This window comes from Candidatus Baltobacteraceae bacterium, assembly GCA_035502855.1.
Taxonomy (GTDB): domain Bacteria; phylum Vulcanimicrobiota; class Vulcanimicrobiia; order Vulcanimicrobiales; family Vulcanimicrobiaceae; genus Aquilonibacter.
Genome location: DATJTX010000039.1, coordinates 150,104 through 168,406, shown reverse-complemented (window position 1 = coordinate 168,406; position 18,303 = coordinate 150,104). Strand labels below are relative to the sequence as shown.

Below are 18,303 nucleotides of genomic sequence, written 5' to 3'. Positions count from 1 at the left end.
TATTGTCGATAACCGTGAGCGGCGCCCCATTTAAGATCAGGCCCGGCGAGTACGCCGGTCTCGGCGTCGCAACCCGCGGAGGAAGGCGTGTGGCGGCTGTCCGCATTTTAGACAAAAAAGAAGAGGTCCAGCTGGGGTGCTTATGAACGAAATTGCGGTTGCCGGATCATACGCGATTGTTGGATTTACGAATACAAATGCTGACGTTACCGCGCTCCTGGTGAACAGCAACGGAACGTGGCAGGAAATCGAGGAGGGGGGCGGCCAGATCGTGATGGAGTCCATACTCCTTCGTGTGCCTACGACGCCGACTGCCATGGCGCAAGGACTTGAAACATTCGCGGAATCGCAGGCCGGTGGGAACTAACCGTGCCTACGTATTAGCGGCCCTGGTCGGATTTGCTCCTTTCTTTGCAGTAAGCGCGTTGGCCAAGGCTGCTGGTGCTTCAGGAGCGGTCCCGACTGTTGACGTACAGTTTGAAGGAAAATTTGCTGCCGTCCCGGAGGACGTCGCGCGCGTCCTCAGCGTTCGAGAGCAAGACGGCGTTACGATACTTCACGTTTTGACAAGCGTATGCGGCTTCGGCAAGGGGCGCGGATTGCCGATGGATGTACGTGTACGGAACGCCCGCGGATATACGTTTCGAGTTGGGGAGCTTGTGGTAACCGCCGCCATTCAGCGGAATAAGCGTTGGATTGGCGTGATTCGCCCGGTGCCGAAGAGTGAAGAATGGGATCTCGATTGCGTTCGCCGCAAAACCTAGCCGCGAGCGACCATCGGTAGTCCGCCGATCGTCGGGCGTTTGCCGGACGGCGGCGCGGTCGGTTCCGGCGGCTGCACCGCGTTGCCCTGCGGCATGTAACGAAGCGCGAGCAGCCACGCGAGGTAATCGTTGTAGCTTTCGCACTCGCCTTGGATCGTGAAGCAGCGCGCGATCCACATCGGCACACTAATGAAAAGGCCGATCCCGCTGAAGAGCGCGATCGTCATGAAAATGCCGCGCTTCCAATCGCCGAAGTAATACGATTCACCGCCGATGATGCCGAGAAAGACGGTCAGGGTCACGGCGATCGCCGAATCCTTGGCGTAGCGGTCGTACTCGTAGGCGTAGGCGCCCTGCGCCTCGGGACGGACGTAGGCGAGCAGCATGTGGGCATACGGCGTCATGGTGGTGCTCCTCCACTCCGTTCTACGCCGGGCCGGGGCGGATGTTTCAGGTGAACTCCGCGTACGCGTCGACCAGCTCGGCCGGGCGCGTCAAGGGCGCGGTACAGGTGGTCCCGACGCACAGATAGGCCGCGACGCTGCTGCCCGGCTCGCTGGTCACGGTGACGAAGGGCGAGGGCAACTGCCGGGCCGCACGGCGAAGGGCGGCGGCGGCGGCGAGCTCGCCGGTGACTCGCACCGCGACCTCGGGCGCGAGGTACCGCGCGAGCGCGCGCACGTAGGCGGCCGAAAAGGTCAGTGCCCGCGCAAACGTATTCGCGTAGAGCAGCAGCGTGCGCTGCGCGAGCCCGCGATAGCGATCCTCGTGCAGCAGCGAAGCAAGGCGGAGGAGATTCTCGGCCATGACGCCGTTATCGACGATCGGCCGATCGGGAAGTTCGAGCAACGCGAGCGCGTCGCGATTCGACCGATCGTAAAATCCGCCGTCCGGCGCGCCGAAGGCCGCGATCGCTGCATCGGCGTGCGTGCGCGCGCGCTCGAGCATTCGCGGCTCGCTGCTGATCTCATAGGCGTCGAGCAGCGCGCGGATATACGCGACTTGATCGCCAAGCAGGCCGCGAATACGCGGCGCCTCGCCGGGAGCGGCAACGTGAAAGAGTAACCCGTCCTCGTCGCGCAGGCGCTCGTGCATCGCATCGAGTGTCGCGAGGGCTTCGTCGACGAGCGTACGATCTTCCAGCGCCAAGCCGGCCCAAGCGAATGCGCCGGCAAGCGCCGCCGTCCAATTCGAATACGATCGGCGGTCGACGAACGGAGCCGTGCGCGCGCGGCGTTCCTCGAGCGGCAGGGCGTAGTACGCTTCATCCGCATCTTGACTGCCGGCGAAGAAACCGGTCTGCGGATCGCGCAGGACCGTGCGCACGTAACCGATCGTCTTGACCAGATCGTCGCGAACCAGTTCGCCCGGTGCCCACAGCTGGAGCTGCGCCAGCACGCGCAGCAGGCCGGCGTGATCCTCGGCCATCTTTTCGAAGTGCGGGATCGTCCAGTCGCGGGTGGTGGAATAGCGGAAGAAGCCGCCCTCGACGGCGTCGTACATCCCGCCGTGCGCCATCGCGCGCATCGTATGCGCGACGAGTTCGTAGATACGTGCGTCGTTCGAGCGACGCCAGTACGCGAGCAAGAACTCGTGCACCTCGGGCTGCGGAAACTTCGGCGCTTCGTTGAAACCGCCGAACTCCTCGTCGTAGCCCTCGAGCAACGCGGTGGCGAATTCATCGACCAGCGCGCGCGTCAACACGTCCGGCGGCGCCACGTCGTACACGGTTCGCCGCGAACGGATCTCGCGCGATTTCTCCACGATGTCGTTCTTGCGCTGCGCGTAGAACGAGGCGATCTCGTCGAGCGCGCGCTGCATGTTTTCGGGCGGCAGGTACGTTGCGCCGGAAAGCACCGTGCCGTCGGGCGTGAGAAACGCCGTCGTCGGCCAGCCGCCCATGTTATAGCGCGCGTTGACGTCGGGGCGTTCGTCGTTGTCGACGCGAACCGGCACGTAGTGCGCGTTGATCCGCTCGATCACGCCGCCGTCCGAATAGCTCGTTTCGTCCATGACGTGGCACCAGTGGCACCATACCGCGGAGATCGAGAGCAGGATCGGCTTGTCTTCGCGCTGCGCCCGCGCGAATGCATCTTCGCCCCACGGCTGCCACGCAATCTCGCCGGCACGGTTGGGGCGCGGCGAGAAATGAAAATCAGTGATCATCGTCCGAGGCTCCGCGCAAAAACGAAGTGAGGTAAAACACGGCAAATAGCACGAACGCGGCAAAGAGCCAGATCGTTGCGCCGCTGCGAGGCGCCCACCCGGCGACGGCGAAAAACGCGAGGGCGAAGGCCGCGGCCCCGAACGAATAACGGCGATGAACGGCCGGAGTCATCGCGTAGACGTCGCGGTCGTAGAATCCGCCGGTGCTGCGGCTGCGGCAGAGCGCCGCGAGCCCAAGGAGTATCGATGCAACCGCCCCCGCTAGATCCCAGACCATGGGCTTCATGATTCGACGCCCCGCTGCCGCAATCGGCCTGGCCGCGATCGTCATCGCGGCGATTGCGCTTGCCGTTGCCACGCATGCGCTGGGCTTCCCCCGGTAGGAACGTACCGATGGCGCGCGGGCTCGAAACCTACAACAAGAAACGCGACTTTACGGCGACGCCCGAGCCTAGCGGCAAGCTGGCGCGGGGCGGAAAGCGCCTGCGCTTCGTCATCCAAAAGCATCGCGCGACGCGCTTGCACTACGATTTCCGCCTCGAGGCGGGTGGAGCGATGCCCTCGTGGGCGGTGCCCAAGGGGCCGACACTGGTGCCCGGCGAGCGGCGCCTTGCCATGCACGTCGAGGATCACCCGCTCGACTACCGCACCTTCGAAGGTGTCATCCCCAAAGGGCAGTACGGCGCGGGCGAAGTGATCGTGTGGGACGAGGGCTGGTACCAACTGGCGGAGGGAACCGACCCCGTCAAAGAAATCGCGAACGGCAAGATCAAGTTCATCCTGCACGGCAAGAAGTTGCAAGGGATGTTCACGCTCGTGAAGATGAAGCCGCGCGAGGGCGAACACGGCGAGCCGTGGCTCCTGATCAAAGATCACGACGAGTACGACCGCAAGAGTTACGACATCGACGATTACCCCGATTCGGCCAAGTCGGGCAAGACGATCGCGGACATTCAGAAAGAGAGCAATCCGAAAACGTGGCAGTCCCGTCCGAAGGATCCGCCGCCGAAGCGGCGTGCTCGCGCTTCGGCCAAAGCCGATCCGCTTCCAACGATCAAAGGCGTCGAACTTGCGACGCTGATCGACGGTCCGTTCGATGACGACGATTGGCTCTTCGAAATCAAGTGGGACGGCTATCGCGCGATCTGCACGATCGACGCGAAGGGAAAATTGACGCTCGTCTCACGCAACGGGCTCGACCTGCTCAAGCAGTTTCCTCCGCTCGCCGGTTTAGCGGACGCGTTCGAAAGCGTGCCGATCATCGTCGACGGCGAGATCGTGAGCGTCGACTCGAAGGGCAAGTCCGACTTTCAACGCTTGCAGGAATACGGCCAGAAGGACTACGCGCTCAGCTATGCGGCCTTCGACGTACTCTACGCCGACGGGCGCGATCAGCGCAAGACGCCGCTCGAAGAGCGCAAGGCGCTGCTCGAGCGCCTGATCGGCGATGACGAACTGGTGCTGTATTCCAAGCACGTCGTCGGCAAAGGCAAGGCGCTCTTCACCCAGGCGAAGCGCCGGCATCTCGAAGGCATCATGGGAAAGAAGCGGGCGTCGCCCTATGTGGGACGGCGCACGCGCGATTGGGTGAAGATCAAGGCGCAGCTCGAGCAAGAATTCGTGATCGGCGGCTGGACGGACCCGCGGGGCAGCCGCAAAGGCTTCGGCTCGCTGCTGCTCGGCGCATACGATGGTGAGGATCTGCGTTTCATCGGGAACGTCGGCACCGGCTTTTCGGTCAAACGTATCGAGGACATCATGAAAAAGCTCAAGCCGCTCGCGCGCGAGAAATCACCGTTCGTCAACCCCGTAATAGCCAACTCGCCGGCACACTACGTCAAGCCGCAGCTCGTAGCCGAGGTGCGCTTCGCAGAATGGACGCGCGATTTGCTTCTGCGCCAGCCCGCGTTTCTCGGACTGCGCACCGATAAGGCGGCCAAAGACGTCGTGCTCGAACTCCCGCAGCAACGCAAGGGGAGTTGATGGCAACGGAGCGCACGAACGTGAGCGTCGGCGGGCATACGCTCTCGCTTTCGAACCTCGACAAAGTCCTCTTCCCGCGCGACGGCTATACCAAGGGCGACTTGATCGCATACTATCGCAGCGTCTCGGAATGGATACTGCCGTATTTGCGCGAGCGTCCACTAACGTTGCAGCGCTGGCCGGACGGCATCGACAAGCAATCGTTTTTCGAGAAGCATCTTCCCAAGGGCTTGCCGGATTGGGCCGGGCGCGCGACGATCACCAGCCCCGAGGGCCATCGCGCGAAGACGACGTACGTGGTTTGCAACGACGAGGCGACGCTGGTCTACGTTGCCAACCTCGCCTCGATCGTGTTGCACGTGTGGACCTCGCGCATCGAAACGATCGAAGAACCGGACTACGTTTTCTTCGATCTGGATCCGGGCGAGCGGTGCACGATCAAAACCATGGCGGCCGTCGCGCTGGGCGTACGCGACCTGCTCGCCTCGATCGGCTTGACGACGCTGGTCAAGACGTCCGGCGGTATGGGCTTGCATGTCGTCGTGCCGCTCGCTTCCGGTTACACCTACGACGCTGCGAAGATGTTCGCCGAGATCGTCGCGCAACGGCTCGCGCACGAGGACCCGGCGCGGATCTCGCTCCAGCGCTCGGTCGCCAAACGCGATCAGCAGGCCGTGTACTTCGACTACTTGCAAGTCGGACGCGGGAAGACGAGCGTGAGCGCCTATTCGGTCCGCGCCCGCGATGGTGCGCCGGTTTCGACCCCGCTCGCCTGGGAAGAGGTCGAAGCGTTTGCCCGCAAGCGATCCGGGACGCCGTGGGACACCTTTGCCGCGTTCAACCTGCGGACCACGCCCAAGCGGCTGGAGCGTGAGGGCGACTTATGGGGCGGAAAAGCCTGGAAAAAGCAGCGATTGGAGCCGGCCATCAGCAAGGCTCAGCGCGCCTGGTCTTAACGAATACCCCTCGCCTGGAGTACACTAGTCCAGCTATGGCTCATGCAATTTGGTCCGGTGCAATCAACTTTGGCCTGGTGACGATCCCGGTCAAACTCTTCACGGCCGTTCGTACCGACGAGCTCTCGTTCAATCTGCTCCACGCCAAGGACGAGGGGCGGATCAAATACGAGCGGATCTGCTCGGTCGACGGCAAGCCGGTGCCGTGGGATGAGATCGTCAAGGGCTACGAATACGAGAAGGGTGAGTACGTCATCGTCACCGACGACGACTTCAAAAAGGTCAACCCCGAGGCGACGCAGTCGGTTGACATTTTGGAGTTCGTCGACCTCGATACGATCAACCCGATGTTCTTCGACAAGCCGTACTATCTCGAGCCGAGCAAACAGGGCAAGCACGCGTACGCATTGCTGCGCGAAGCGCTGACCGAAACGAACAAGGTTGCGATCGCGCGCGTGGTCGTGCGCACCAAGGAATACATCGCCGCGGTCAAACCGATTGGCGAAGCACTTGTGCTCGAACTGATGCACTGGGCCAGCGAGATCGTCGAGCCCTCGACGCTGGAGCTTCCGGGGACGGAAAAGCTACCCGAAGGCGAGATCAAGATGGCGCGCATGCTGATCGACACGATGAGCGTCGACGCGTTCGAACCCGAGAAGTTTCACAACCGGTATCACGACGAGCTGCTGGCGATGATCGAAGCGCGCGCGCAAGGTAAGGAACTGCCCAAGGCCAAGAAGGTCGCCGCGCCGCGCGGCAAGGTCGTCAACCTGATGGACGTGCTGGCGCAATCGCTCGAAGAGAGCAAGAAGCGCCGTTCGGGCAACGGCCGCGCCACGTCGGATGAAAAGAAGCCGGTAAAGAAAGCGTCGTCGACGACGCGCCGGAAAAAATCCGCCGCCTAACAGCCGAATTGAATTTCACACGGCCTCCAATTCCTCAGCGGGCGTGTTGGCCGATACCGCCGATGCGTGCAGCGAGTTTCGGATTCCGAGCGTCAGTGCGACTGCGGCCATCACCAGCGATTCGATGCCGCCGAACGGCGAGCCGAAGCGCGAGAGAAGGCCGGTCGAGAACGGCGGCGCGAGAATTCCGGAAAGTGAATCGAGCGAGGAGCTGACGCCCAGGACGGTGCCCTGCTCGCGTTCGGAGGCCGCGTTCGAAATCATCGCGGTGATGCCGTTGTTCGCGAACGCGCCGCCCAGCGCAAACAGAAGCATGACGCCGGCAACGGTGAGCCAGTGGTGGACGAAAGGCGTGAGCCCGAAGGCAGCGACCAGCAGCGCGAGTCCGACGATCGCCATGCGCGGGTCGCCGAGGCGGCGCGATGCCTTGCCGACGCCGAAGCCGTTGATTGCGACGTTGACGAGCGCAAAGGCCGAGAAGTACTGCGTGGTGGCGACGACGCCGAAGTGCAGTTGCCCGGCCAGATAGAGCGCAATGACCGAATACCAGCCGTACAGGCAGAGCGAAAGCGCCAGCTTCTGCAAGAGAATCGGAGAAAGCTCGCGATTGGTGAAGGTCGCGGCGATCTCGCGCATCCCCACGTGCGTCTCGCCCTCCTGTTTCGTACGCGATTCCGGCAACAGGGTGATGGTGAGGATCAGCGTGAGTAATTGCAGCGCCGCCGCCGCGAGAAAGGGCGCGGTGAAGCCGAAGCGCGCGTAGAGCAACCCGCCGCCTACCGGCCCGAAGACCATGCCCGCCGCGAAGGTCGCACTGATGAGACCGAACGCGCGGGCGCGTTCTCTCGGTGCGACCAAGTCGGCGACGTAGGCTTGGGTGATGCCGATGTTGCCGCCCGAGACACCTTCGAGGACGCGTGCGATGAAGACCCAGAGGATGGTCGGCGCGAACGCGAGCATCGTCCAGCCGATCGTGGCGCCGATTTGGCTGATGATCAAAACGCGCTTACGGCCGATTCGGTCGGAGACGTTGCCCCAAAGCGGGCCGGTGATCAGCTGGCAAAACGAAAACGTCGAGATCAACAGGCCGACGACGAATGCGCTCATGCCGAAGTGCGTCACGAAATACGGCAGGATCGGCAACAGCATGCTGAAGCCGATGATGTCGATAAAGGTGATGCCGAGAATCGGCACGAGCTTGCGAATCACTGTGGTGATTCTACGGGCAGGATGATCGGTGCGTGACGTTCGCCTTTGCGCAGGATATCGAGCTTGTAGGGGCGGCTGAGGTCGATCGACGTGAGGCGTTTGTGCAGGTCGTCGACGCCGTACACGCGCTCGCCTTCGATTGCGAGCAGCACGTCCCCCGCGCGCAAACGCGCGGTGTCAGCCGGACTGCCCGGCTCGACCGAATCGACCAGCACGCCGCGCGGATCCGTGAGCATGAAGCGGCGTGCGGCCGCCGCCGCGAGGGTGACGTCTTGACTGGCGATACCGAAATAACCGCGCCTCACCTTGCCGTCGCGAATCAACAGACCCGCGATATGTTTGGCGGTATTGATCGCGATGGCAAAACACAGCCCTTGGCCCGGCAACACCGCGGTGTTGACACCGATGACCTCGCCCTTCGAGGTGACGAGCGGGCCACCGGAGTTGCCGGGATTGAGCGCGGCATCGGTTTGAATGATGTTGTCCATCAGCCGGCCGGACTGCGAACGCAGCGAGCGGCCGAGTGCGCTGACCACCCCCGCCGTGACCGTGTAGGCGAGCCCGAACGGGTTGCCGACGGCGACCACGAGCTGGCCGGGGCGCAGCTGGGCCGAATCGCCGAGGGCCACCGGAAGCAGATCCGGCGCGTCGACGCGCACGACGGCGAGGTCGCTGTGCGGATCGTCGCCGACGAGCGTTGCCGGCAGTTCGCGCCCGTCAAGCAGCGCGATTTCGATCCGCTCGGCATCGCGCACGACGTGGCTGTTGGTGAGCACGAAACCGTCGGGCGTGAAGACGAAGCCGGAGCCGTTGCCGCCGCGCCGTCCGGCGCGGACTTCGATCGCAACGACCGAGGGGCTGACCCGCTCGGCCGCGGTCGTCACCGCTTCCGAGTAGGGATCTAAGGCGGCCGCAGCGGCTCCGTTGTCATCCCGAGCGTAGCGCAGCGAAGTCGAGGGAGGGATATCCGATAAAAACCTGAGCTTGGGCATACGTGCCTACGCTAACCCCGAGGACAATCCCCCGGTTTCACGAACGAAGCCCGGCTGTCGCGAGCATCCGCCATGGAGGCGGATGCGGTTGCCAAGCCCGGAGGGCGGCGGCGCGAAGCGCCGTGGCAATTTGCTCAGGTGGCGGAATTGGTAGACGCGCTGGTTTCAGGTACCAGTGGTGGCAACATCGTGGGGGTTCGAGTCCCTTCCTGAGCACCAACAACCTGTTCAATTGCGAAAACGTTCGGTTTTTGCAATTGCGTCGTCGTAGTTTAGCTTGGTCTGGGCCGGATTCTCGCTCAATGAGATGTGTCAGGAGATGACGCGAGGTGGCATCATCACGCCGCTAATGACACCGCTGCTGTTGATAATGGCTCCTGCGGGTCAACCAGGCTAAACCCGCAAATTACTACGGTTGTATGGCTAGCCGTTCTGGCAGCGCCATTGCAGCTCGAAAGGCAGCTCTGAGCTGCGAGGTGGCGTTGTAGTGCGCAGCGCCGTCCGCGCATGCATCGTCGTCGCCCTTTCGCTGGGCTTTTTTCTAATTATCGCGCCGCCATTGCTCGAGAGTTATTCGGCCGCTTACACGGGCGTTCACCGTGGCCCCGTTGTTGCGGCTCCGCAGGAACGAGTCGTGGTCGACCCGGGCTCTCCGGCGTTCGCGAGTGGTCTGCGAACAGGCGATACTTTGGGCTGCATGTCGCTACGCGATTCGGAGCCATTGTTTCCGATTTATGGCGAGGCCCAGTACGCGCCACTTCCGATCCGAGTCTGCGCCGAGCGGAACGGTTCGCTCCGTTACTTTACTTTCGTCCCGCGCCCCGGGGCGCCGGTACCTAGCATCTACGGCTCGTTGGCCTGGGCAACGGTGCGCGTCGTGGTCTTCTTTGCGTTCCTCGCGATGGGTTGCGCCCTCGTCGTTCTCCGTCCTGGTTTGATGACGTGGCTTTTTTGGGGCTATTGTTTGGGGAATAGCCCGTACGGCGTTTCGGCTTCGGTGCTTTGGACGTGGCCCTCGCAGACCTTCGCCGCGATGTCGATATTCAGCGTCGTAGTCACTACTCTCGGTTTTCCGTGCTTACTGCTTTTCGCACTGTTCATCCCCAACGACCGCTTGCCTGTTGGATGGCGCCGCTTCGCATTCTGGCTTACGTGCGTCGTAATGGCTGGCGCCGCTACATGGCTGCTCTATAATGCGTTTCATGCCGCGACGCTCTATTCGCTGCTGCGCGATCCGGCGAGGACCGTTTTCCAGGCGACGATGACGTACGCCATCGTTCTCGTCACGCTGCTGCGCCTAGCCACGATGCAGCGCGACGAACGAGCGCGTGTAAGTTGGGTCGGGTTCGGGATCATCGCCGGCGCCATCTTCGACCAAATTCGCTTCGGGGGAGCGAACGGCCTCATCACGAGCGGCATCCTGGCCGTCGTGATGCCGCTTTCGCTGGCATACGCGATCTTGTGGCGCCACGTTATCGATGTGCGGTTCGTGATCAGCCGAGCCGTGGTATATGCCGTCGTGACGTCGCTGCTCATCGTCGTGATCGGCTTCGTGGATTGGGCAACGAGCGCGTATCTCTCTCAGCTTCGCCTCGCACTGGCGATCGACGCGGCAGTAACCATTGGGCTCGTCTTGGCGTTGCACCGCATATCGGGCATCGTCGAAAATGGCGTCGATTTTTTGATCTATCGGCAAAAGCACGAGGCCGAGCGGTATCTAAAACGCCTAGCACGAACGTTGCTGCGCGCACGACGTGATGAAACGATCGATCACGCGCTCGTTCAAGATCCATACGACAAGCTGGATCTTACACTTGCAGCACTGTTTCGCCGGGTTGGTGGATCGTTCGTTGTGTCATGTGCGGCCGGCTGGCGGCGCTCGACGGTCTTGCATTTTGAGCAAGAGCACGATCTCATTCGATTTCTATCGACGGAACGGCGACTGCTGGACGTTAAGGACTTGCACCGGCGTGTTGCGGCGGAGTTGAACGAGGCCGGCGTAGGACCGGCGGTAGCGGTGCCCATTTTGGAGGGTGACGAGCTGTCGGGTTTTACAATCTATGGGTTGCATCGCGACGGCACGAAGCTCGACCCCGACGAGCGCGAAGTCCTCGAAGCACTGTGCGACTCCGCCGCGCAGGCGTACGTGCGCGTCGAGAATTTGAGACTTCGCGCGCTCGTCGAAGAGGTCGCCCCGATCTCCGGGAGTGACGGCAAAATTTAGCGCATCGGCACAACCAATTTGTCTTTCCGTATCATGAAATGCGCCCCGCGTGAGGCGGGGCGCATTTCATTTCGTTATTGCGTCAGCGCCGGTTCTGCCAGCCGTTGTTGCCGTAGATCACGCACGAGCCGTCGTTGCACGAGATCGATTGGCCTTGGTTTCCGGGATACCACGAGTAACCGTTCGGAGCGACGACGTGTCCGTCTTCGTATACCGTGCTGCCGTCACGCGTGTAGCCCTCCACCGTGTTGGCGACGGCGTCTTTATGGGCAACATTCTCAACCGTCGCGACGGCGGCAACGCCGGCGAGAATCCCAAGAATCGTGTTGGTCGTGCCCGTGTCGGCTTTCGCCGGTGCGGCCAGGGAGGCGCTGAGAACGCCCGCGAGCGCGACGGCTGCCAGGGTCGAGCGAAGAATTGAGACTTTCATAGCCCCACGGTAGTTGCCGAGAATGATATCGAATTGACGCCGAGATGAAAGACCGCTTAGAGATCAGCATCAATCACCTGGTGACGCTCTCGCTGGTCGCACAGCACAAAAGCTTCACCCGCGCGGCCGAAGCGCTGGGCGTTTCGCAACCTTCGGTCTCACAGCAAATTCGCGAGCTCGAACGGGCGGTCGAAGCGCCGGTCGTCGCGCAGCAAGGCCGGTCGATCGCGCTCACGCCGCTTGGAATCGATTTGGCCGAGATCGGACGGCGTGTATCGCTCGAGCGGGATCGCGCACGTCGCGCGGTCGCGCTGCATCGCGAAGGCGAGGCGGGCCGTCTGACGATCGCCGCGAGCATGACCACCAGCACCTACGTCTTGCCGCCGATAATCGCCGGGTTGCAACGCGAGCATCCCGACACGCTGATCGAGTTGAAGGTGGGTAATACGCACGACGTAGCGCAGCTGGTTTCCGACGATCTCGCCGATCTCGGCGTGGTCGAAGGCGCGGTCGACCGCGCGGAACTGGTCGTCGTTCCGTTCGCGCGCGATGAAATCATCTGCATTAGCGCGCCGCGAAAACGGGGATCGGGCGTTCTTGAACCGGCAGAGGTCGAGTCGGAAACCGTGCTCGTCCGCGAAGACGGTTCGGGCACGCGTGAGGTTGCGTTTCATGCGCTCGCCGCGCACGGATTCCGGTTTCACCGCGTTCGTCCGTTCGGAACCAACGAAACCATCAAGGCAGGCGTGCGGCAAGGACTCGGCATTGCGTGGTTGTCGCGCGCCGCCGTCACCGCCGACTTGGCAGCGGGAGCCCTCGTGGAACTTCGGTTTTCCACCCCGCCGATCCAGCGCGAATTTCGCTACATCCGGAGGCGCGATACCTCGCTCACGCCGCTCGGTCAAGCGTTCGTCGCTGCGTTGGAATCATCTAATGGAGCGTCGTGAGGACAAAATAGAGCGTCGTGACGAGCGCTGCCGTCATCCCGAAGAGCTGCGATCCCCAGAGGGTGAGGCAATCGAAATCGTCGTTGTGGCGGTGCACTCCCGTGCTAATCTTCGTAACCATGCCCCTACGATAGACCAGGCGGCGCCGCCGTTGTAGGAGCCCGGCCTTATGCCGTCATGGGCCGAGCTTATCGGTGGCGGCGCTCCCGCGCAGCTGCGAGGCGAGCGCGGCGAGCAGCGAGAGTACCGTTGCCGCCGTGAAGACGATCAGCAGTCCCTCGTGAAACGGCTGCGAAATCAGATTTGGGAAGAAGGTCTTACCGGTCAGGAGTTGTTGCTTGGCGAGCGGGAGCCGCGCGAGCACACCGTTCGGCGCGAGCAGATGCTGGATCGGGTTCACGCCGAGAAACGCGGCGAAGAGCGAGGAAACGGGCGTAAGGTTCCCGATTTGGCGCGCGGCGGCGAGCGGGACGCCTTGCTGGGACAACCCGTTCGTAAGCGTGGTCGGCAGCGCGCGCGCGAGCCCCGCGATCATGAGCGAAAAGAAGATACCGATCGAAAGCAGCGTGCCGGAATTCTGAAACGTCGCGCGCATGCCCGATGCGACGCCGCGCCGCGCCGCGGGAACGCTGCTCATGATCGCCGAGGTATTCGGCGCACTGAACATGCCCGTGCCGATTCCGGATGCGCCGATGATGAGCGCGAAGGTCCAGTATGTAAAGTTGATCGGCAACAGCATCAGGCCGACGAAGCTCGCCGCGCACAGCACCATGCCGGCCGTCGCAAACAAACGTGAACCGAAAAGATCCGAAAGAAATCCCGAGAGTGGCCCAGCAACGAGAAATCCGGCGGTGAGCGGCAGCATGTAGATGCCGGCCCATAGCGGCGTATCGTCGTAGTTGTAGCCGTGAAGCGGCAGCCAAATGCCCTGCAGCCAGATCACCAGCATGAATTGCAAACCGCCGCGCGAGATCGAGGCGGCGAGCGTCGCGAGATTCCCGGCCGCGAAGGCGCGGATGCGGAACAGGTTCAGTTCGAACATCGGTTCGGCCACGCGTTGCTCGATCAGCACGAACGCCGCGATCAGAATCACGCCGGCGGCAAGCGATCCGAGCGTCATGGGACTGCTCCAGCCCATGTTGTGATTCTTGTACGGATGGATACCGGTCGTGATCGCGATCAAGATCGCGCCGAGACCGATGGCGAAGGTGAGGTTGCCCCACCAGTCGATGGCGCCGCGCGCGCGACCGCCATGCTCGCGTAGTTTGAGGTACGCCCACACGGTACAGAAGATGCCGACCGGCACGTTGATCCAGAACACCGCGCGCCAATCGATGATCGCCAGTGCGCCGCCGGCCACGAGCCCGATGAACTGCCCGGCTAAGCCGACGATTTGATTGACGCCGAGCGCGAGACCGCGCTGCTGAAGCGGAAACGCGTCGGTCAAAATCGCGGCCGAATTCGCGGTGAGCATCGAACCGCCGAGCGCTTGCAGCAACCGCCAGCCGATCAGCCACTGCGCGCCGTGCCCACCCTTGAACGGGTCGAACGAAAGCAGGACCGAGGCGAGCGTGAAGACGGCGAAGCCGGCGTTGTAGATCCGAACGCGGCCGAACATATCGCCGAAACGTCCGAGCGTAACCACCAGCACCGCTTGAACGAGCAGATACCCCATGATCATCCACAGCAGGTAGCCGAAGTTGCCCGAGGTCAGCGGATCGAGTTGGATGCCGCGAAAGATCGCCGGCAGCGCGATGATGACGATCGATCCGTCGAGCGTCGCCATGAACACGGCGAGGGTCGTGTTCGAGAGCGCGATCCACTTGTAGCGGTCCCGTGCAGGCACCTGACGGAGCCTAACCTATTATGAATCTAATTGACAAGCGTGTTTTGAGGCAGTACACTGCTATTACATATCTAATACATCGGAGGATCGTGGTGTCTCGCAAGAAGTCGCGTATTCTCACCGATCACGAGCTTCGGCTCATGGAGGTGCTCTGGAAACGCGGCCGCGCCACCGTCGCCGACGTCGTCGATGCGCTCGCGCCGCCGCCGCTTGCGTACAGCACCGTGCTCACCACGCTGCGTACGCTCGAACAAAAAGGCTATATCGCGCACGATGAAGACGGGCGTTCTTACGTGTATCGGCCGCTGGTTGCTCGCGACGACGCGGCAAAATCCGCCATGCGTCATCTGCTCGATCGCTTCTTCGGCAACTCACCGGGCGCGCTCGCGGTGACGCTGCTCGATGATACCCAGCTCAGCGAAGACGACGTTGCCAAAATCAAACGCATGCTCGCTCGCAATCGGAAGGGCTCGCAATGATCGACACCTTTCTGCTCGACGGCCTTTGGCAGGGCGCGTTGGTCGCCGCGGTCGCCGCGCTCGTGACCGTCCTTCTCCCGCAACGCCATGCCGCCACACGATATGCGGTCTGGTTCGCGGCGCTGCTGACCCTGGTGATGCTGCCGGTCGTGAGTCAATGGCATCCCGCGCCGGCGATTGCAACGCTGCCTGCGCCGGTGGCAAACACGGCGAAGGCAACCGCTCTCGTCACCGCGCGCGCGGCCGGCGCGAGCGGCGCGTGGCTTCTGTCGGTTTGGCTTGCCGGCGTGCTGTTCGGCCTCGCGCGTTTGGTGCGCAGTTACGTGCGAATCGGCCGGATCGTACGTCGCGCGACGCCCTCGCCCGAGCTCGGCCATCGCGTCATGACCTCCGCCGACATCCCGATTCCGATCGCCGCCGGGCTATTCACGCCTGTCGTGATCATCCCGGCGCCGCTCGTGAACGTGCTCGAGCGCGGCGATCTCGAGCGCATCGTACAGCACGAGCGCGCGCACATTCGGCGCGGCGACATCGCCGCAAACCTCGTCCAGCGGCTCATCGAAGCCGGACTCTTCTTCAACCCATGGGTCTATCTCATCGGCCGGCAGCTCGTCAAAGAGCGCGAGTCCGCGTGCGACGATTGGGCGGTACACGCGACCGGCGACCCGGATCGCTACGCGTCGTGCTTGGCGGAGGTGGCGCAAGGCGCGGCGCGCCAACGCACCCCACTCCTCACCCCGAGCGCAATCGGCTCGAAACGCATCCTTCTCAAACGCATCGCGCGTTTGCTCAATGGAAAGGCCTCGCAGTTGAAAACGAATTACTTCGTTCTCTCGGCCAGTGTGGCGGTGTTCGCCCTCCTTGCCTTCGCGTTGCAGATGCGGTGGGGTCTAGCCGCGCCGGCGACGACTGTCGCACTCGCGTGCGGCGCGGATGTCAAGATCCTCAATCCGGTGCCGCCCGACATTGCGCGCGCGGATTACCGCTACAACGTGTGGGCAAGCGCGCTGGTGACGGTTGCACCCGACGGCCACGTGATCAGCGTGAAGATCGTGAAGTCCAGCGGGAGCGCCGCCATCGACCGGGACGTCGTCAAAGCCGCGTGGTCGTCGACCTATTCGCCGGCCATGAGCGCGTGTAAAGCCGTCACCAGTCAATATCTCTTTAAGGCGAGAACCGGGTCGCCGGGTGCGTGAATCGGCTCCGTACCGTTCTCGAACTCGGGGAGCACGATGACGAAGCTCGTTCCCGACCCGGGGCGCGTTTGCACCGTCAGTGTCCCCTTTGCGCGCTCGACGGCGCGTTTTGCGATTGCCAATCCCAGGCCCGATCCTGGAACGTCGCGCCGCTCGCCGCGATAAAAACGATCGAAGATCCGCTCGAGCTGCTCTCCGGAGATTCCGGGACCGTGATCGCTCACCGTGATCACGACGTGGCCGTCGTCGCGATCGACAGAGACGACGATCGGCCCGTCGGGTGCATACTTGAGCGCGTTGTCCACCAGATTTGTCAGCGCATACGTGATCTCGTCGCGCGGAATTTTCGCACGGGCGCTCGCTCGAACCTCGATGCGCACGTCGCGTCCCGGATTGGCGTCGGCAAGCGGTGCAACGACTTCGCGAACTAGTTTTCCTGCGTCGAGCGGCTGCGCGTCGAGCGGTTCCTCAACCCATTCTTGAAGCAGCATCAGCTGCTTGATCAACGCCGCCATCGCCGCGCTCTGACGATCCATCGTATCCAAAATGCGAGGAATGTCACGCGGAGATTTCACGTCTCCCCTGCGAAGAATGCCGATGAAGCCGCGCAAGACCGTCAGCGGCGTTCGCAGTTGATGTGCCGCATCGGCCATGAACTGCCGCATTTGATTCTCCGCCCGAGCGCGCTCGGCCAATGCTCGATCGACCGTTTCGACGGCATCGTTATAGGCGGAGGCCAACCGGCCGAGTTCGTCATTGCGAGTGGTCTCGATCCGTCGCGGGCGAAGGTCGCCGCGAGCGAAGCTCTCCAATTCCTCGAGCACGAGGTACAGCGGCGCGAGCGCGCGTTTGCTCAGCCGGCCGGCCGCGATGTTCGCCAAGAGAATGGAGAGGAACAGGGCTATCGTCAACATCGCTCCCAAGCGCTCCGCGCAGCGCGCGATGGTCACGGCACTTGCGTCGGTGTCGATGAGCGCGCTTCCAACGCTGACCTGCAAACCGCGGTAGCCTGCAAGCGAGGCCATCCACATCGACGTCTTGCGCGCGAGTCCAAGCGGGCGGATCGAGAACGGCGTGTCGAATTCGTCGGTAGGCTCGATCGCGTAACGCGGACCGGGACCGTCATACCATCTCCCTTTGTACATCGTGTGGTTGACCAAGGCCACCACCTCGAAGCCCGGATGAAATTCGCGGGTGAGAATCGTTTCCGTAATCGCCCGCGCGCTTTTTTCGTTTGAGTTCGATTCTCCGAGAATTTGCGGGATCTCGCGGACGATGGATGACTGTGCCTGCATGAGAAACTGGATTTCGACGACGTATCCCAGAGCGGCGATGACGAACCCGACGAGGAAGAGCTGCACCGCAATCGTCGCTCGTATGTGTTTGCGCAGCTGCGTGGCGAAGCTCCGGCTCACTTCGGCTCCAACCGCATCGAATATCCGACGCTTCGAATCGTCTGAATCAGCGTCGGCTCACCCGTTCGTTCGAGCTTGGCGCGCAAATATGAAACGTAGGTTTCGACGGTTGCCGGCGTGACGTCGCGCTCGTGCCCCCAGACCAAATCGAGCAACTGATCCCGGGAGAGTACCCGCTCGGCGTGACGCATCAGCGTGAGGAGTAGGTCGAACTCGCGCGTGGACAGCTCGATCGCACGCCTTCCGCGCACGACCGTTCGAGCCGAAACGTCGATGACGAGATCTGCGTAGGCGAGGGTCTCGCGTGTCTCGAGGCGCGGACGGCGTAAACGCGCGTGCAACCGCGCGACGAGCTCGTCCATTTCAAACGGTTTGGCGAGATAATCATCGGCACCCTGAAAGAGGCCGCGAACCTTATCGGCAGTTTGATATCGCGCGGTGAGCATGATAATCGGCGCGTCGGTTACGCGCCGCAGTGCGGGGAGGAGCGAGAAGCCGTCGATTGCGGGTAACATGACGTCCAACAGAACCGCTTCGGGACGCCATTGCTGCATGATCTGCATTGCGGCATAGCCGTCCCCGGCGCAGCGAACGTCAAAACCCGCCGCGCCAAGCCCGTATTCCAGGAGTTCGCGCACATCGGCCTCGTCGTCGATGACGAGCACGCGTGGGAAGCCGGCAGGTATCATTTTCATGCTCCGGTACCCCAACTCTGCCCGCAGATTCTGGGATGCCGCTTGAGCCTTTCGCAGAGTCTCCCCGGCCGCTCGGAACGCAAGGCATGGCCGTCC

General features: G+C 62.7%; 18 protein-coding genes and 1 tRNA gene. 9 read left to right on the top strand and 10 right to left on the bottom strand.

The genetic code is table 11. The features are described from left to right. Nucleotides 1-356: 356 nt before the first annotated feature. Nucleotides 357-764, top strand: a complete 408-nt coding sequence (locus tag VMF11_15970; GenBank protein ID HTU71800.1) for a hypothetical protein — start codon at nt 357-359, stop codon at nt 762-764. On the opposite strand, the gene VMF11_15965 is transcribed toward VMF11_15970, so the two are convergent. From VMF11_15965 to VMF11_15955, 3 genes are read right to left on the bottom strand one after another with little or no spacing between them, the layout of a single operon-like run. Beyond that, a complete protein-coding gene (locus tag VMF11_15965; GenBank protein HTU71799.1) occupies nt 761-1,168 on the bottom strand; it encodes a hypothetical protein in 408 nt (135 codons plus the stop codon). The genes VMF11_15970 and VMF11_15965 overlap by 4 nt on opposite strands. Nucleotides 1,169-1,214: 46 nt before the next feature. Further along, nucleotides 1,215-2,930: a DUF255 domain-containing protein gene (locus VMF11_15960; GenBank protein HTU71798.1), complete on the bottom strand. Its 1,716-nt coding sequence runs from the start codon at nt 2,928-2,930 to the stop codon at nt 1,215-1,217. After that, on the bottom strand, nt 2,920-3,207 hold the full coding sequence (locus VMF11_15955) for a hypothetical protein (protein ID HTU71797.1): 288 nt from the start codon (nt 3,205-3,207) through the stop codon (nt 2,920-2,922). The genes VMF11_15960 and VMF11_15955 overlap by 11 nt, the downstream gene beginning before the upstream one ends. Nucleotides 3,208-3,323: 116 nt before the next feature. Here VMF11_15955 and ligD (VMF11_15950) point away from each other — a divergent pair, with 116 nt between their 5' ends. From ligD (VMF11_15950) to VMF11_15940, 3 genes are read left to right on the top strand one after another with little or no spacing between them, the layout of a single operon-like run. After that, the gene (gene ligD, locus VMF11_15950) at nt 3,324-4,913 is read left to right on the top strand and encodes a non-homologous end-joining DNA ligase (GenBank protein ID HTU71796.1); all 1,590 of its coding nucleotides are present in this window, start codon (nt 3,324-3,326) and stop codon (nt 4,911-4,913) included. Continuing rightward, on the top strand, nt 4,913-5,869 hold the full coding sequence (gene ligD / locus VMF11_15945) for a non-homologous end-joining DNA ligase (protein HTU71795.1): 957 nt from the start codon (nt 4,913-4,915) through the stop codon (nt 5,867-5,869). Before ligD (VMF11_15950) ends, ligD (VMF11_15945) begins: the two co-directional genes overlap by 1 nt. Before the next feature lie 35 nt (nt 5,870-5,904). Continuing rightward, nucleotides 5,905-6,774 (top strand): Ku protein, encoded by an 870-nt coding sequence (locus VMF11_15940; protein HTU71794.1) that lies wholly within the window; start codon nt 5,905-5,907, stop codon nt 6,772-6,774. A gap of 15 nt (nt 6,775-6,789) precedes the next feature. Here VMF11_15940 and VMF11_15935 read toward each other — a convergent pair whose 3' ends face one another. Together VMF11_15935 and VMF11_15930 are read right to left on the bottom strand one after the other, a co-directional pair. Then, entirely contained in the window at nt 6,790-7,983 is a 1,194-nt protein-coding gene (locus tag VMF11_15935; protein HTU71793.1) for an MFS transporter, read from the bottom strand. Beyond that, entirely contained in the window at nt 7,980-8,975 is a 996-nt protein-coding gene (locus tag VMF11_15930) for a trypsin-like peptidase domain-containing protein (protein HTU71792.1), read from the bottom strand. Before VMF11_15930 ends, VMF11_15935 begins: the two co-directional genes overlap by 4 nt. A 132-nt stretch (nt 8,976-9,107) precedes the next feature. On the opposite strand from VMF11_15930, the gene VMF11_15925 reads away from it, so the two are divergent. Both VMF11_15925 and VMF11_15920 read left to right on the top strand, forming a co-directional pair. Further along, nucleotides 9,108-9,194, top strand: a tRNA-Leu gene (locus VMF11_15925). Between the two features lie 943 nt (nt 9,195-10,137). Next, nucleotides 10,138-11,199, top strand: a complete 1,062-nt coding sequence (locus VMF11_15920) for a GAF domain-containing protein (GenBank protein HTU71791.1) — start codon at nt 10,138-10,140, stop codon at nt 11,197-11,199. Between the two features lie 82 nt (nt 11,200-11,281). Here the strand turns inward: VMF11_15920 and VMF11_15915 are convergent, their stop codons facing one another. Then, a complete protein-coding gene (locus VMF11_15915) occupies nt 11,282-11,629 on the bottom strand; it encodes a hypothetical protein (GenBank protein ID HTU71790.1) in 348 nt (115 codons plus the stop codon). A gap of 44 nt (nt 11,630-11,673) precedes the next feature. Here VMF11_15915 and VMF11_15910 point away from each other — a divergent pair, with 44 nt between their 5' ends. After that, the gene (locus tag VMF11_15910) at nt 11,674-12,576 is read left to right on the top strand and encodes a LysR substrate-binding domain-containing protein (GenBank protein ID HTU71789.1); all 903 of its coding nucleotides are present in this window, start codon (nt 11,674-11,676) and stop codon (nt 12,574-12,576) included. Here VMF11_15910 and VMF11_15905 read toward each other — a convergent pair. Then, complete coding sequence (locus VMF11_15905) at nt 12,560-12,697, bottom strand: hypothetical protein (protein ID HTU71788.1); 138 nt, start codon at nt 12,695-12,697, stop codon at nt 12,560-12,562. The two genes, VMF11_15910 and VMF11_15905, sit on opposite strands and share 17 nt — an antisense overlap. Before the next feature lie 54 nt (nt 12,698-12,751). After that, nucleotides 12,752-14,422 (bottom strand): MFS transporter, encoded by a 1,671-nt coding sequence (locus tag VMF11_15900; GenBank protein ID HTU71787.1) that lies wholly within the window; start codon nt 14,420-14,422, stop codon nt 12,752-12,754. Between the two features lie 92 nt (nt 14,423-14,514). Between VMF11_15900 and VMF11_15895 the strand changes: the two genes are divergently transcribed. Then, the gene (locus tag VMF11_15895) at nt 14,515-14,901 is read left to right on the top strand and encodes a BlaI/MecI/CopY family transcriptional regulator (GenBank protein HTU71786.1); all 387 of its coding nucleotides are present in this window, start codon (nt 14,515-14,517) and stop codon (nt 14,899-14,901) included. Continuing rightward, nucleotides 14,898-16,097 (top strand): M56 family metallopeptidase, encoded by a 1,200-nt coding sequence (locus VMF11_15890; protein ID HTU71785.1) that lies wholly within the window; start codon nt 14,898-14,900, stop codon nt 16,095-16,097. Before VMF11_15895 ends, VMF11_15890 begins: the two co-directional genes overlap by 4 nt. Here the strand turns inward: VMF11_15890 and VMF11_15885 are convergent. Together VMF11_15885 and VMF11_15880 are read right to left on the bottom strand one after the other, a co-directional pair. Next, nucleotides 16,055-17,512 carry a HAMP domain-containing sensor histidine kinase gene (locus tag VMF11_15885; GenBank protein ID HTU71784.1) on the bottom strand — a complete coding sequence of 486 codons (1,458 nt, stop codon included), beginning with the start codon at nt 17,510-17,512 and terminating at the stop codon, nt 16,055-16,057. The two genes, VMF11_15890 and VMF11_15885, sit on opposite strands and share 43 nt — an antisense overlap. Further along, on the bottom strand, nt 17,509-18,207 hold the full coding sequence (locus VMF11_15880; GenBank protein HTU71783.1) for a response regulator transcription factor: 699 nt from the start codon (nt 18,205-18,207) through the stop codon (nt 17,509-17,511). Before VMF11_15880 ends, VMF11_15885 begins: the two co-directional genes overlap by 4 nt. Between the last annotated feature and the right edge of the window lie 96 nt (nt 18,208-18,303).